This is a genomic window from Pseudomonas sp. GW821-FHT09E12 (assembly GCF_059416085.1).
Genome location: NZ_JBWKOM010000010.1, coordinates 211,833 through 225,158 on the forward strand (window position 1 = coordinate 211,833; position 13,326 = coordinate 225,158).

General features: G+C 65.2%; 11 protein-coding genes. 6 read left to right on the plus strand and 5 right to left on the minus strand.

Annotation, left to right across the window (positions count from 1 at the left end):
- Positions 1 to 42: 42 nt before the first annotated feature.
- The 3 genes from AC07PQ_RS26505 to pap form a co-directional block, all read right to left on the minus strand.
- Positions 43 to 1,008 (minus strand): DMT family transporter, encoded by a 966-nt coding sequence (locus AC07PQ_RS26505; RefSeq protein WP_493186396.1) that lies wholly within the window; start codon positions 1,006 to 1,008, stop codon positions 43 to 45.
- Positions 1,009 to 1,207: 199 nt separating this feature from the next.
- The gene (locus AC07PQ_RS26510) at positions 1,208 to 2,392 is read right to left on the minus strand and encodes a thiolase family protein (protein WP_007932234.1); all 1,185 of its coding nucleotides are present in this window, start codon (positions 2,390 to 2,392) and stop codon (positions 1,208 to 1,210) included.
- Positions 2,393 to 2,535: 143 nt separating this feature from the next.
- Positions 2,536 to 4,056, minus strand: a complete 1,521-nt coding sequence (gene pap, locus AC07PQ_RS26515) for a polyphosphate:AMP phosphotransferase (RefSeq protein WP_493186395.1) — start codon at positions 4,054 to 4,056, stop codon at positions 2,536 to 2,538.
- A gap of 153 nt (positions 4,057 to 4,209) precedes the next feature.
- On the opposite strand from pap, the gene mnmC reads away from it, so the two are divergent.
- From mnmC to AC07PQ_RS26540, 5 genes are all read left to right on the plus strand, one after another.
- A complete protein-coding gene (gene mnmC, locus AC07PQ_RS26520; protein WP_493186459.1) occupies positions 4,210 to 6,192 on the plus strand; it encodes a bifunctional tRNA (5-methylaminomethyl-2-thiouridine)(34)-methyltransferase MnmC2/FAD-dependent 5-carboxymethylaminomethyl-2-thiouridine(34) oxidoreductase MnmC1 in 1,983 nt (660 codons plus the stop codon).
- Positions 6,193 to 6,442: 250 nt separating this feature from the next.
- Positions 6,443 to 8,215, plus strand: a complete 1,773-nt coding sequence (locus AC07PQ_RS26525; RefSeq protein WP_493186394.1) for an N-acetylglutaminylglutamine amidotransferase — start codon at positions 6,443 to 6,445, stop codon at positions 8,213 to 8,215.
- 2 nt (positions 8,216 to 8,217) lie between these two features.
- The gene (gene ngg / locus AC07PQ_RS26530; RefSeq protein ID WP_493186393.1) at positions 8,218 to 9,963 is read left to right on the plus strand and encodes an N-acetylglutaminylglutamine synthetase; all 1,746 of its coding nucleotides are present in this window, start codon (positions 8,218 to 8,220) and stop codon (positions 9,961 to 9,963) included.
- A gap of 99 nt (positions 9,964 to 10,062) precedes the next feature.
- Positions 10,063 to 11,247: an osmoprotectant NAGGN system M42 family peptidase gene (locus AC07PQ_RS26535; protein ID WP_087092386.1), complete on the plus strand. Its 1,185-nt coding sequence runs from the start codon at positions 10,063 to 10,065 to the stop codon at positions 11,245 to 11,247.
- Between the two features lie 101 nt (positions 11,248 to 11,348).
- On the plus strand, positions 11,349 to 11,576 hold the full coding sequence (locus tag AC07PQ_RS26540) for a YheU family protein (protein WP_007932245.1): 228 nt from the start codon (positions 11,349 to 11,351) through the stop codon (positions 11,574 to 11,576).
- Positions 11,577 to 11,626: 50 nt separating this feature from the next.
- Here AC07PQ_RS26540 and AC07PQ_RS26545 read toward each other — a convergent pair whose 3' ends face one another.
- Positions 11,627 to 11,959 carry a YnfA family protein gene (locus tag AC07PQ_RS26545; RefSeq protein ID WP_007932246.1) on the minus strand — a complete coding sequence of 111 codons (333 nt, stop codon included), beginning with the start codon at positions 11,957 to 11,959 and terminating at the stop codon, positions 11,627 to 11,629.
- Between the two features lie 64 nt (positions 11,960 to 12,023).
- The gene (locus AC07PQ_RS26550) at positions 12,024 to 12,839 is read right to left on the minus strand and encodes an SDR family oxidoreductase (protein WP_007932248.1); all 816 of its coding nucleotides are present in this window, start codon (positions 12,837 to 12,839) and stop codon (positions 12,024 to 12,026) included.
- Positions 12,840 to 13,143: 304 nt separating this feature from the next.
- Between AC07PQ_RS26550 and AC07PQ_RS26555 the strand changes: the two genes are divergently transcribed.
- Positions 13,144 to 13,296 carry a DUF3309 family protein gene (locus tag AC07PQ_RS26555; protein ID WP_003226960.1) on the plus strand — a complete coding sequence of 51 codons (153 nt, stop codon included), beginning with the start codon at positions 13,144 to 13,146 and terminating at the stop codon, positions 13,294 to 13,296.
- Positions 13,297 to 13,326: the final 30 nt, after the last annotated feature.

Sequence of the window (13,326 nt, forward strand, 5' to 3'; positions counted from 1 at the left end):
CCTACAGGATAGGGGCTTGCCTGCGATCGACGAGAACGCGCCCTAGCTCTGCGGCACGTCCATACGCACCCGCCGCGCCTTGAGCCCGGCCATCAGCGACGGCCCCAGGGCCGTCAAGGCCGACCCCAGCACCACCAGCACCGCCCCGCCATACCCCAGGCCGTTGATCTGTTCGGCATGCACATATTCGGGCCACAACCAGGCCGCCATCGCCACTGCGGCGAAGGTCACCAAGGGCGTGATCGCCAGCGTGGCGCTGACCCGCGACGCTTCCCAATGGGCCAGCGCTTCGGCAAACGCACCGTAGGCGATCAGGGTATTCAGGCAGCAGGCCAGCAACAGCCAGCCTTGCAGCGGGCTCAATTCAAGCGCTTCGAGAGGATGGGCCCACGGGGTGAGCAACAGCGCGCAGAACAGGTAGATCACCATCATCACCTGCAAGGAATTCCACACCGTCAGCAACTGCTTCTGGCCCAGGGCGTAGAAGGTCCAGACCGCCGAGGCGGCGAGCACCGTCAGCACACCGGCGGTGTAGGTGCTCAAGGACGTCAGCAGCTCGGTCAGGCGCTGATTGAAAAACAGCCCGAAACCGATCAGCAGCACCGCCAGGCCAATCCCCTGCCCCAGGCTGAAACGCTCCTTGAACACAAACAGGCTGGCGATCAGCAGCAGGATCGGCCCCATCTGCACCACCAGTTGCGCAGTGCCGGGGCTCAGCAGGTTCAGCCCCATCAGGTACAGCACGTAGTTGCCCACCAGCCCGCAAACCGCCATCAGTACCAGCCAGCCGCCGCGCGGCCCGAGCACGCGCCAACTGGGCAAGCGCTTGACCGCCGCCAGGTAGATCAGCAGGAAACCACCGGATACCAACAGGCGAAACCAGGTCACGGTCACCGGGTCCATCACCAGCAACACTTGCTTGAGCTTGATCGGCAAGATGCCCCACAGCAGCGCCGTCAGCAGTGCGAGGAACAAGCCGTAGACCCAGCGACCGGACGAGATGTGCATGCGACCCCCAAAAGCCTGATGGAGAGAGCCCGCATTCTAGGCCCGGGGCCGTGACTTACACAGAGACAGTTGGAGGGGGAACGTAAACAGGATGGTGCAGGTCGCAAAAAGCATCGCGGGCAAGCCTCGCTCCTACAGAAGCACCACCATTCTGTAGGAGCGAGGCTTGCCCGCGATAGGTTCCACCCCGTCTGACGGCTTAACGCACCGCTTCGAACAACCCGGTCGCGCCCATGCCACCGCCGACGCACATGGTGACGATGCCGTAGCGCAGGTTGCGCCGTTGCAGTTCCCGCACCAGGTGGCCGACCTGGCGCGAACCGGTCATGCCGAACGGGTGGCCGATGGAAATCGAGCCGCCGTTGACGTTGTACCTGGCGTTGTCGATCTGCAGCCGGTTGCGGCTGTACAGGCATTGCGAGGCGAAGGCCTCGTTCAACTCCCAGAGGTCGATGTCGTCCACTTGCAGGCCCTTGGCCTTGAGCAGCCTGGGTACCGAGAACACCGGGCCGATGCCCATTTCGTCCGGCTCGCAGCCGGCCACGGTGAAGCCGCGGAAGAACGCCTTGGGCTTGAGCCCCAGCGCCAGGGCCCGCTCCAGGCTCATGACCAGGGTCATGGAGGCGCCATCGGACAATTGCGAGGAGTTGCCGGCGGTCACCGAGCCGTCTTCGGCGAACACCGGTTTCAAACCGGCCAGGCTTTCCAGGGTGGTGTCTGGGCGGTTGCAGTCGTCGCGATCGACCACACCGTCGAGAATCTGCACCTGGCCGCTGTTCTTGTCCTCGACCCGGTACTTCACCGCCATCGCCACGATCTCGTCGTCGAACAGTCCGGCCGCCTGGGCCGCCGCAGTGCGCTGCTGGCTTTGCAGGGCATACAGGTCCTGCTCCTCGCGGCTCACGTTATAACGCCGGGCGACCACCTCGGCGGTCTGGCCCATGGGGAAATAGATGCCCGGCACCTGCTCCTTGAGCAGCGGGTTTATCAGGTTGTCGGTGTTAACGCTTTTCATCGTCAGGCTGATGGACTCGACCCCGCCGGCGACAATGACGTCACTGCAACCGGACGCGATCTGGTTGGCCGCGATGGCGATCGCCTGCAGGCCGGACGAACAGAAACGGTTGAGGGTCATGCCCGCGGTACCGGTGCCCAGGCGCGACAGCACCGCGACGTTGCGCCCGATGTTGTAGCCCTGGGCGCCTTCGTTGGAACCGGCGCCGACGATGCAGTCCTCGACGCTGGCCGGGTCGATACCGTTGCGGCTCAGCAGCGCATTGACGCAATGGGCGGCCATGTCATCCGGACGGGTCTGGTTGAACTTGCCGCGAAAGGACTTGGCCAGGCCGGTCCGCACGCTATCGACGATCACCACTTCACGCATGGCATACCTCATTTTTGTTGTCGGTTGTGAGTGGCTCGAGCATAGATCCAGCCCTTGCCCGGCCGCGACGATCATTCATCCGGCGTATGCAAAACCATCGCGGTGCTGGGTTTATCCAGTGACCCGCTCACAACCCGCGGCGGTTATTTCTTGTCCTTCTTGCCTTTCCTGTCCTTTTTCTCGGACTTGTCGAATGCCTCTTCCAGTGCGCGGTTGAGGGTGTGCAATACCTTGACCCGGGCCCAGCGCTTGTCGTTGGCCTCCACCAGGGTCCAGGCCGCGACCTCGGTGCTGGTGCGGTCGACCATGTCGCCGACGGCGGCGCGGTAGGCATCCCATTTGTCGCGGTTGCGCCAGTCGTCCTCGGTGATCTTGAAACGCTTGAACGGAATCTCTTCACGGGCCTGGAAACGCTCCAGCTGGGTCTGCTTGTCGATCGCCAGCCAGAACTTGACCACGATCACCCCGGCGTCCTCGAGCTGCTCCTCGAAGTCGTTGATCTCGCCATAGGCGCGCAACCAGTCCGCCGGGCTGCAAAAGCCCTCGACCCGCTCCACCAGCACCCGGCCGTACCAGGAACGGTCGAACACGGTGAACTTGCCCCGCGCCGGAATATGCCGCCAGAAGCGCCACAGATACGGCTGGGCCCGCTCGTCCTCGGTCGGCGCGGCAATCGGCACGATGCTGTACTGGCGCGGGTCCAGCGCCGCCGCTACCCGGCGAATCGCCCCGCCCTTGCCGGCCGCGTCATTGCCCTCGAAAACCGCCACCAACGCGTGCTTGCGCATGCGCTTGTCGCGCAGCAGGCCGGCCAGGCGCGCCTGCTCGGTAATCAGTTGCTCCTCGTAGTCGTCCTTGTCCAGTTGCTGGCTCATGTCCAGGCTGTCGAGCAGGGTCAACTTGTCGACGGCCTCGCCCAGCGGCGCCACATGGGACTCGACTTCGAGCGTCGGCCGGTTGAGCGCGCTCTGCAGGCCCTCGAGGAGAATCTTGCCCACCGCCAGGCTGCGGTAATGCGGGTCCACGCCTTCGATCACATGCCAGGGCGCGTAGTCGCGGCTGGTGCGGCGTAACACCCGCTCGCCGTATTTGACGAACTTGTCGTAGGTCTCCGACTGCTGCCAGTCCAGCGGGCTGATGCGCCAGCTGTGCAGCGGGTCGTCCTGCAAGGACTTGAGGCGGGCCTTCATCTGTTTCTTGGACAGGTGGAACCAGAACTTGAAGATCAGCGCGCCTTCGTCGCAGAGCATCTTTTCCAGGCGCTCGGCGCCGGCGATGGCCTGGTCGAAACGGCCGTCCTTGAACAGTTCGTGCACCCGCCCCTGGAGCATCTGGCTGTACCAGTTGCCGAAAAACACCCCCATGCGGCCCTTGGCCGGGAGCATCCGCCAGTAGCGCCAGGCCGGTGGCCTCGCCAGTTCTTCGTCGGTCTGCTGGTCGAAGGTACGGACCTCGATCAGGCGTGGGTCCATCCACTCGTTGAGCAGTTTCACCGTCTCGCCCTTGCCGGCGCCTTCGATGCCGTTGATCAGCACGATCACCGGAAAACGGGCTTTCTGCTTCAGCTCGAACTGGGCCTCCAGCAGGGCTTCGCGCAGGGCCGGGACTTCGGCGTCAAAAGTTTTTTTGTCAATGGCGTGACCGATTTCGGCAGATTCGAACATGAGCGACTCCCTGGCAAGATGGAGCAAGACTAGCGGATCGACCTAGGTTTTGTCGGCCCCGAACATACCGCTTATTGCCGTGGATCATTACCCGGTGTGTCGATCGGCTAGAATGGCCGCCTTGCCGCTACCGAGCCGAACATGAGCGCCGAATTGCCCCCTCCCCAGCCCCACGCCCAGCTCGACTGGGACGACCAGGGTCGCCCGCGTTCGCGGGTCTTCGACGATGTGTATTTCTCCACCGAGTCGGGCCTGGACGAAACCCGCCATGTGTTTCTCGAACAGAACCGCCTGCGCGAGCGTTTTGCCGCGTTGCCGCCCAGTGGCTGCTTCGTCATCGGCGAAACCGGCTTCGGCACCGGCTTGAACTTCCTCTGCGCCTGGCAGTTGTTCGAACAACAGGCTGACCCCAGCGCACGCCTGCATTTCATCAGCGTGGAAAAGTACCCGCTGACGCCAGCCGACCTGCAGCGCGCCCTGGCCCTGTGGCCGGAACTGGGGCCGCTGGCCGAGCGCCTGTTGCGCGCCTATGTCGCGGTGCACCAGGGCTTTCAGCGCCTGGTGCTGGACGAGGGCCGGGTCACCCTGACCCTGCTGGTCGGCGATGCCCTGGAGCAATTGCCGCAACTCGACGGGCAGGTCGACGCCTGGTTCCTCGACGGCTTCGCCCCGGCGAAAAACCCCGAGATGTGGACCGCCGAGCTGTTCGCCGAACTGGCGCGCCTGGCCGCGCCGGGTTCGAGCATCAGCACCTTCACCAGCACCGGCTGGGTGCGCCGCCTGCTGAATGCCGCGGGCTTCAAGATGAAGCGCACCCCGGGCATCGGCCACAAGTGGGAAGTGCTGCGCGGCGAGTTTCTCGGCTGGCCCGAAGACACGCCGCTGCCTGCCGCCAGCAAGCCCTGGTTCGCTCGCCCCACGCAACAAATCCAGGACAAACACGCCCTGGTGATCGGCGCCGGCCTGGCCGGTTGCGCCAGCGCCGCCAGCCTCGCCGCGCGGGGCTGGCGGGTCAGCCTGCTGGAGCGCCACGGGCAACTGGCCCAGGAGGCCTCGGGCAATCCCCAGGGCGTGCTGTACCTGAAACTCTCGGCCCACGGCACCGCCCTGTCGCAGATGATCCTCAGCGGTTTCGGCTACACCCGGCGCCTGCTCGAACAGCTGCAACGGGGCGTCGACTGGGACAGCTGCGGCGTGCTGCAACTGGCCTTCAACGCCAAGGAAGCCGAGCGCCAGGCGCAGTTGGCGGCGGCCTTCCCGGCGGACCTGCTGCATCAGTTGGACCAACCCCAGGCCCAGGCCCTGGCCGGCGTCGGCCTGGCCCACGGTGGGCTGTTCTACCCGGAAGGTGGCTGGGTGCATCCGCCGGCCCTGTGCCAGTGGCAAGCCGCACACCCGCGGATTCGCCTGCTGCCCCACCACGATGTAGTGGAATTGCGCCGGGGCGATGGCCAGTGGCAGGCCTGGGACGGCGAGCGGTTGCTGGCCAGTGCCGAGGTGGTGATCCTCGCCGGCGCCGCCGAGATCAAACGCTTTCCCGCCAGCGCCGAGCTGCCGCTCAAGCGCATCCGCGGGCAGATCACCCGCCTGCCGCAGACCGCGCGCAGCCAGAGCCTGGCCACCGTGGTGTGCGCCGAGGGTTATGTCGCCCCCGCGCGACTGGGCGAACACACCCTGGGTGCCAGTTTCGATTTCAAGAGCGAAGACCTGACACCCACCGCCGCCGAGCATGCGGGCAACCTGCAAATGCTCGAAGAGATCTCCCAGGACCTGGTGGAACGCCTGGAAGCCGATCGGCTGCAAGCGCAAACCCTCGAAGGACGGGCCGCCTTCCGTTGCACCAGCCCGGACTATCTGCCGATCGTCGGTCCCCTGGCGGACCAGGCGGCATTCGCCGAGGTCTACGCGGTGCTGGGCAAGGACGCGCGCCAGGTTCCGGACCTGCCCTGCCCCTGGCTGGACGGCCTGTATATCAACAGCGGCCACGGCTCGCGCGGCTTGATCACCGCGCCGCTGTCGGGCGAGTTGCTGGCCGCCTGGCTGGACAACGAACCGCTGCCCCTGCCGCGCAGCGTGGCCGAAGCCTGTCACCCCAATCGCTTTGCCTTGCGTCGGTTGATTCGCGGCAAGCCATGAAATAAAGCAGCGATGCCAGCCGCCCTGGCATCGCTTGGCCATCTCCCGCAAACGCCCACGGGCCCTGCCCGCACGGCAAAACTCCAGGCAGATCAAGGCCTTTGCCCCAGCCCGCAACGCACTTGCGCCCCGCCGCTTATAACCCATCGGTCTAAAACTCCAGGGGATCACCTGGGTCAGTTTCCGGGTACCTGCCATTTCTGGCCGGTCGCGATTCACCCCTCCCCAACGGAAAAACCGGTAAGGACTTATGTGCGGATTAGCTGGAGAACTACGTTTTGATCATCAACCCGCCGACCTGGCAGCGGTTGAACGAATTACCCACCACCTCGCCCCTCGCGGCCCCGACGCCTGGGGTTTCCATAGCCAGGGCCCGATAGCCCTGGGCCATCGGCGCCTGAAAATCATGGACCTGTCGGACGGCTCGGCCCAGCCGATGATCGACAACCAACTGGGCCTGTCCCTGGCCTTCAACGGCGCGATCTACAACTTCCCAGAACTGCGCGCCGAGCTGGAAAGCCTGGGCTACGCCTTTTATTCCGGCGGCGACACCGAGGTGCTGCTCAAGGGCTATCACGCCTGGGGCGCCGAGCTGCTGCCGCGGCTCAACGGCATGTTCGCCTTCGCCATCTGGGAGCGGGACGCCAAGCGCCTGTTCATCGCCCGCGACCGCCTGGGCGTCAAGCCGCTGTACCTGTCGCGCACCGGTCAGCGCCTGCGTTTCGCCTCGGCCTTGCCGGCGCTGCTCAAGGGCGGCGACATCAACCCGCTGCTCGACCCGGTGGCGCTCAATCATTACCTGAACTTCCATGCCGTGGTGCCGGCGCCGCGCACCCTGCTGGCGGGCATCGAGAAACTGCCGCCGGCCACCTGGATGCGCATCGAAGCCGACGGCCGCACCGAGCAGCGAACCTGGTGGACCCTGCCCTACGGCCCGCGCGCCGATGAAACCGGGCTGACCCTGGAAGACTGGCGCGACCGCGTACTCGACAGCACCCGCGAAGCCGTGGCGATCCGCCAACGGGCGGCAGTGGATGTCGGCGTGCTGCTGTCCGGCGGCGTCGATTCGAGCCTGCTGGTCGGCCTGCTGCGGGAAGTCGGGGTGGATAACCTGTCGACCTTCTCCATCGGCTTCCAGGATGCCGGCGGCGAACGCGGCGACGAGTTCCAGTATTCGGACCTGATCGCCCAACACTACGGCACCGATCACCATCAGTTGCGCATCGACGAGCGCGAGATCATCGAACAGCTGCCGGCGGCGTTCCGCGCCATGAACGAACCCATGGTCAGCCACGACTGCATCGCCTTCTACCTACTGTCGCGGGAAGTCGCCAGGCACTGCAAGGTGGTGCAGAGCGGCCAGGGCGCCGACGAACTGTTCGCCGGTTACCACTGGTACCCGCAGGTGGAGGGCGCCAGCGATCCCTACGCGGCCTACCGCGAGGCGTTCTTCGACCGCAGCTACGACGATTACGCGGCCACCGTGCAGCCGCAGTGGCTGACCGCCAACGACGCCGCCGGCGATTTCGTCCGCGAGCATTTCGCCCAGCCCGGCGCTGCCGCGCCTGTGGATAAAGCCCTGCGCCTGGACAGCACGGTGATGCTGGTCGACGACCCGGTCAAGCGTGTGGATAACATGACCATGGCCTGGGGCTTGGAGGCGCGCACGCCGTTCCTCGACTACCGGCTGGTGGAGCTGTCGGCGCGGGTGCCGGCCCGGTTCAAACTGCCCGATGGCGGCAAGCAGGTGCTCAAGGAAGCCGCGCGGCGGGTGATCCCCAGCGCGGTGATCGACCGCAAGAAAGGCTACTTCCCGGTGCCTGGCCTCAAGCACCTGCAGGGCGCCACCCTGGACTGGGTACGTGAACTGCTGCTCGACCCGAGCCAGGACCGCGGCCTGTTCAACCCGGCGATGCTCGACCGCCTGCTGACCGATCCACAAGGCCAGCTGACGCCGTTGCACGGCTCCAAGCTGTGGCAACTGGCGGCGCTGAACCTGTGGCTCAGCGAACAAGGAATCTGACCATGAAACCCCATGCCACGGCTTACAGCCAACGCTTGCTGCGCGGTCAGGCGCCCTCCTACGAGCGTCTGCAGGCGCGTTTCGCCGAAGATCGCAGCGCCCTCGGCACCGACCCGATTGCCGTGCATTGCGGCTGGGGCCGGCTGCTGATCGGCCATACCTTTCCCGACCCGACGAGCCTGGCCGAGGAGCTGCTCAACGAACACCCCGGCGAACGCGACATCGCCCTGTATGTCGCCGCACCCCAGCAGATCCTCGGCCTGGAACCGACCCAGTTGTTCCTCGACCCGTCGGACACCCTGCGCCTGTGGTTCAGCGACTACCGCCAGGCCACCCGGGTGTTTCGCGGCTTCCGCATCCGTCGGGCGCAGAGCGCGGCGGACTGGCAGGCCATCAACCAGCTGTACCTGGCCCGCAACATGCTGCCGGTCGACCCGAGCCTGCTGACCCCGCGCCATGCCGGCGGGCCGGTGTACTGGCTGGCCGAAGACGAAGACAGCGGCGCGGTGATCGGCAGCGTCATGGGCCTGGACCACCAGAAGGCCTTCCACGATCCGGAGCACGGCAGCAGCCTGTGGTGCCTGGCGGTGGACCCGCATTGCACCCGCCCGGGGGTCGGCGAAGTGCTGGTCCGGCACCTGATCGAACACTTCATGAGCCGTGGCCTGAGCTACCTCGACCTGTCGGTGCTGCACGACAATCGCCAGGCCAAGTGCCTGTACGCCAAGCTGGGTTTCCGCACGCTGTCGACCTTCGCCATCAAGCGCAAGAACGGCATCAACCAGCCGCTGTTCCTCGGCCCCGGGCCCGAGGCGCAGTTCAACCCTTACGCGCGGATCATCGTCGAGGAAGCCCATCGCCGCGGCATCGACGTGCAGGTCGACGACGCCGAAGCCGGGATGTTCACCCTCAGCCATGGCGGCCGCCGGGTGCGTTGCCGTGAATCCCTCAGCGACCTGACCAGCGCCATCAGCATGAGCCTGTGCCAGGACAAGAGTCTGACCCACAAGGTACTGAAACAGGCCGGGCTGAACCTGCCGGCGCAACAACTCGCGGGCAACGCCGACGACAACCTGGCGTTTCTCGACGAGCATGAACGGGTGGTGGTCAAGCCACTCGACGGGGAACAAGGCCAAGGTGTGGCCGTGGATCTGCGCACCATCGAAGAAGTGCAACAGGCGATCGACAACGCCCGGCGGTTCGACAGCCGGGTGTTGCTCGAGAGCTTCCACGAGGGCCTGGACCTGCGCATCCTGGTGATCGGCTTCGAGGTGGTTGCCGCCGCCATTCGCCGGCCGGCCGAGGTGATCGGCGACGGCCAGCACTCCATCAGGCAGCTGATCGAAGCGCAAAGCCGACGTCGCCAGGCCGCCACCGGCGGCGAAAGCAAGATCCCCCTGGACCATGAAACCCAGCGCACCCTGCACGCCGCCGGGCACGGCTACGACAGCATCCTGGCGGCCGGCGAACGGCTGTTCGTGCGGCGCACCGCCAACCTGCATACCGGCGGCACCCTGGAAGATGTCACCGCGACTCTGCATCCGGAACTGGTGGACGCCGCGATCCGCGCGGCGCGGGCGCTGGATATCCCGATGGTCGGCCTCGACCTGATGGTGCCGGCGGCGGACCAGCCGCGGTACGTGTTCATTGAGGCCAACGAGCGCGCCGGCCTGGCCAACCATGAACCGCAGCCGACGGCCGAGCGCTTTGTCGACCTGCTGTTTCCCCACAGCCAGCCGGCGGTTTGAAAGCCTTGTGCTGACCGTCGCGGCCTCATCGCGGGCAAGCCTCGCTCCTACAGGGATCGCCGCCTTGCTCGCGATGCCTTTTCATCATCAGGAGTTTCCATGACCCGATCGATTCCCGAACCGGACCTCAACTACCTGCAGAAAGTCCTCCTGGAAATGCTCGCCATTCCCAGCCCCACCGGCTTCACCGACACCATCGTGCGTTATGTGGCCGAGCGCCTGGAAGAACTGGGCATTCCCTTCGAGTTGACCCGCCGCGGCACCATTCGCGCCACCCTCAAGGGGCAGAAGAACAGCCCGGACCGCGCCGTCTCGGCGCACCTGGACACCATCGGCGCCAGCGTGCGCGCAGTGAAAGACAACGGCCGCCTGACCCTGGCCCCGGTCGGCTGCTGGTCCAGCCGTTTCGCCGAGGGCAGCCGAGTCAGCCTGTTCACCGACAACGGCGTATTGCGTGGCAGCGTGTTGCCGCTGATGGCCTCCGGGCACGCCTTCAACACCGCGGTGGACGAGATGCCCATCAGTTGGGACCACATCGAATTGCGCCTGGACGCCTACTGCACCACCCGCGCCGACTGCGAGTCGCTGGGCATCGGCGTCGGCGATTTCGTCGCGTTCGATCCCTTGCCGGAGTTCACCGAAAGCGGCCATATCAGCGCCCGCCACCTCGACGACAAGGCAGGGGTCGCGGCGCTGCTGGCCGCGCTCAAGGCCATCGTCGACAGCGGCGAGCCACTGATGATCGACTGCCATCCGCTGTTCACCATCACCGAAGAAACCGGCAGCGGCGCGGCGGCGGCCCTGCCCTGGGACGTCAGCGAATTCGTCGGCATCGACATCGCCCCGGTCGCCCCCGGCCAGCACTCCAGCGAGCACGCGGTGAGCGTGGCCATGCAGGACTCCGGCGGGCCTTACGACTATCACCTGTCGCGCCACTTGCTGCGCCTGGCCACGGAACACGAATTGCCGGTACGCCGCGACCTGTTCCGCTACTACTTCAGCGATGCCCATTCGGCGGTCACCGCCGGCCACGATATCCGTACCGCCCTGCTGGCCTTCGGTTGCGACGCCACCCACGGCTACGAGCGCACCCATATCGACAGCCTGGCGGCCCTCAGCCGCCTGCTGGGCGCCTACATCCTCAGCCCGCCGGTGTTCGCCAGCGACGCACAGCCGGCCCAGGGCTCCCTGGACCGTTTCAGCCATCAGCTGGAACACGACACACAGATGGAAAGCGACACCCGGGTGCCGTCGGTGGACAGCCTGGTGGGGCAAAAGTCCTGAGGTGAAAAGCCCTGAAGGGAAAAGCCCGGCCCCGCGCGAGGTTTGCCTAGCCGCGCGGGGCCCGGCGCAGTAGGATCCGGGATTGTTTGCCGGAGGCCCGTATGCTGATTCCCCATGACCAACTAGAAGTCGACACCCTGACCCGCCTGATCGAAGACTTCGTCACCCGCGACGGCACCGACAATGGCGACGACACCCCGCTGGAAACCCGCGTCCTGCGCGTGCGCCAGGCGCTGACCAAGGGCCAGGCGGTGATCGTCTTCGACCCGGACAGCGAGCAGTGCCAGTTGATGCTCAAGCACGACGTGCCCAAGGAATTGTTCGACTGATTCCCGCCCGGGACCGGGCGCCATCGCGGCGCCCGCAACCCGGCAAGTTCCTAACCGTTGGTAAAGCGCGGCCCGAACAGAATGATGCTCGCGCCGATCACGCACAGCGCCACCCCCAGCCAGTCCGAACTCAGCGGCCGCACCCGCTCCACCATACCCAGCCAGCCGATCGAGGCGATGATGTAGATCCCGCCGTACGCCGCATAGGCGCGGCCGGCGTAGCTCGCTTCGATCTTGGTCAGCAACAGGGCGAAGAGCATCAGGCTCGCCAGCGCCGGGACCATCCACCAGGCGCTTTTGCCCTGGCGCAGCCACATCCAGAAGGCGTAGCAGCCGGCGATCTCGAACAACGCGGCGAGGAAGAACCACAGGTAATTGAGCATGCAAGGTCTCGTCAGGGATGCCAGATGCTGGCAACCCTAACGACGCGCCGGGGCAGGAGCAAGCTCAGCTGGCGTTTTGCTTGGCCTTGGCGCGCATTTTATCGGCCATGAGGGTCATTTCGTCGTACAGCAACTGCGGGTTCTTCTGCTTCAGAGCCCAGGCCATGCGCCCCTGTTCGTGGGGCAGGATCATGAATTCGCCGGCGGCGACCCGGGTGTAGATGTAGTCGGCGATGTCCGCCGCGCTGATCGGCGAACTTTCCAGCAGCTTGCCGACCTGGGCCTTCATCGCCGGGGTCGGGCCACGGAACGAATCCAGCAGGTTGGTCTGGAAGAACGACGGGCATACCACGTGCACGCCGATTTCCTGCTGGGCCAGTTCGATCAACAGGCTTTCGGACAGGGCCACCACGCCGGCCTTGGCCACGTTGTAGTTACTCATCGCAGGGCCCTGCATCAAGGCCGCCATCGAGGCGATATTGATGATCCGGCCCTTGCTCTTTTCCAGCAGCGGCAGGAACGCCTTGCAGCCCTTGACCACGCCCATCAGGTTGATCGCGATCTGCCAGTCCCAGTCCTCCAGGGACAATTCGCTGAAGAAGCCGCCGGAGGCCACACCGGCGTTATTGACGATCACATCGATGCCGCCGAGCTTGACCTCGCAGGCCTGGGCGAAGGCGGTCAACTGGCTGTAGTCACGCACGTCGCAACGTTGCACGAAGCCATCGCCGCCGGCTTCGCGTACCAGCCTGAGGGTTTCCTGCAGGCCGGGTTCGCTGACATCCGACAACGCCAACTGCCAGCCTTCGCGCGCCCAACGCAGAGCGATTTCGCGACCCAGGCCGGATCCGGCGCCAGTGATCATCATGCGATTTTGCATAGGAGTTGCCTTGTTGTTCCGGGGAAGATGAGGCGAGTGTAGCGAAGGATTTTGTGCCGCCCACGCACCATCAGATTGCTGAATGCCCCAGGCAAACCGGGGCCTCGGTGCAACTTCCCGCGGTGTTGCACGTTCAACTCGATGGCCACCGGCAGCAGGTACGAAAAGAAATAGGCCTGCGTGCAAAAAGCATTAAAAAAACTTGGAATCATCCTTCAAGGCACAGAGTCCGAATGATTAAGCGGTACGGATTAATTGCCTTCGAGTCCAGCCGCGCCTTCGATCCTCCAATAAGGAAAACGACATGGGCACAATCCTGATCATTATTCTGATTCTTCTGCTGATCGGTGGTCTTCCAGTGTTCCCGCACTCCAGAAGCTGGGGTTATGGCCCGTCCGGCATCATCGGTGTGGTGCTGGTGGTATTGCTGGTTCTCCTGTTACTGGGCCGGATATAGCTTTCGCCAGTTCATGTCCGGCACTTTAAT

What these genes read in the sequence shown, in the direction of transcription:
- AC07PQ_RS26505 (WP_493186396.1), bottom strand. Translation starts at nt 1,008, where the DNA reads ATGCACATCTCGTCCGGTCGCTGGGTCTACGGCTTGTTCCTCGCACTG.
- AC07PQ_RS26510 (WP_007932234.1), bottom strand. Translation starts at nt 2,392, where the DNA reads ATGCGTGAAGTGGTGATCGTCGATAGCGTGCGGACCGGCCTGGCCAAG.
- pap (WP_493186395.1), bottom strand. Translation starts at nt 4,056, where the DNA reads ATGTTCGAATCTGCCGAAATCGGTCACGCCATTGACAAAAAAACTTTT.
- AC07PQ_RS26525 (WP_493186394.1), top strand. Translation starts at nt 6,443, where the DNA reads ATGTGCGGATTAGCTGGAGAACTACGTTTTGATCATCAACCCGCCGAC.
- ngg (WP_493186393.1), top strand. Translation starts at nt 8,218, where the DNA reads ATGAAACCCCATGCCACGGCTTACAGCCAACGCTTGCTGCGCGGTCAG.
- AC07PQ_RS26535 (WP_087092386.1), top strand. Translation starts at nt 10,063, where the DNA reads ATGACCCGATCGATTCCCGAACCGGACCTCAACTACCTGCAGAAAGTC.
- AC07PQ_RS26540 (WP_007932245.1), top strand. Translation starts at nt 11,349, where the DNA reads ATGCTGATTCCCCATGACCAACTAGAAGTCGACACCCTGACCCGCCTG.
- AC07PQ_RS26545 (WP_007932246.1), bottom strand. Translation starts at nt 11,959, where the DNA reads ATGCTCAATTACCTGTGGTTCTTCCTCGCCGCGTTGTTCGAGATCGCC.
- AC07PQ_RS26550 (WP_007932248.1), bottom strand. Translation starts at nt 12,839, where the DNA reads ATGCAAAATCGCATGATGATCACTGGCGCCGGATCCGGCCTGGGTCGC.
- AC07PQ_RS26555 (WP_003226960.1), top strand. Translation starts at nt 13,144, where the DNA reads ATGGGCACAATCCTGATCATTATTCTGATTCTTCTGCTGATCGGTGGT.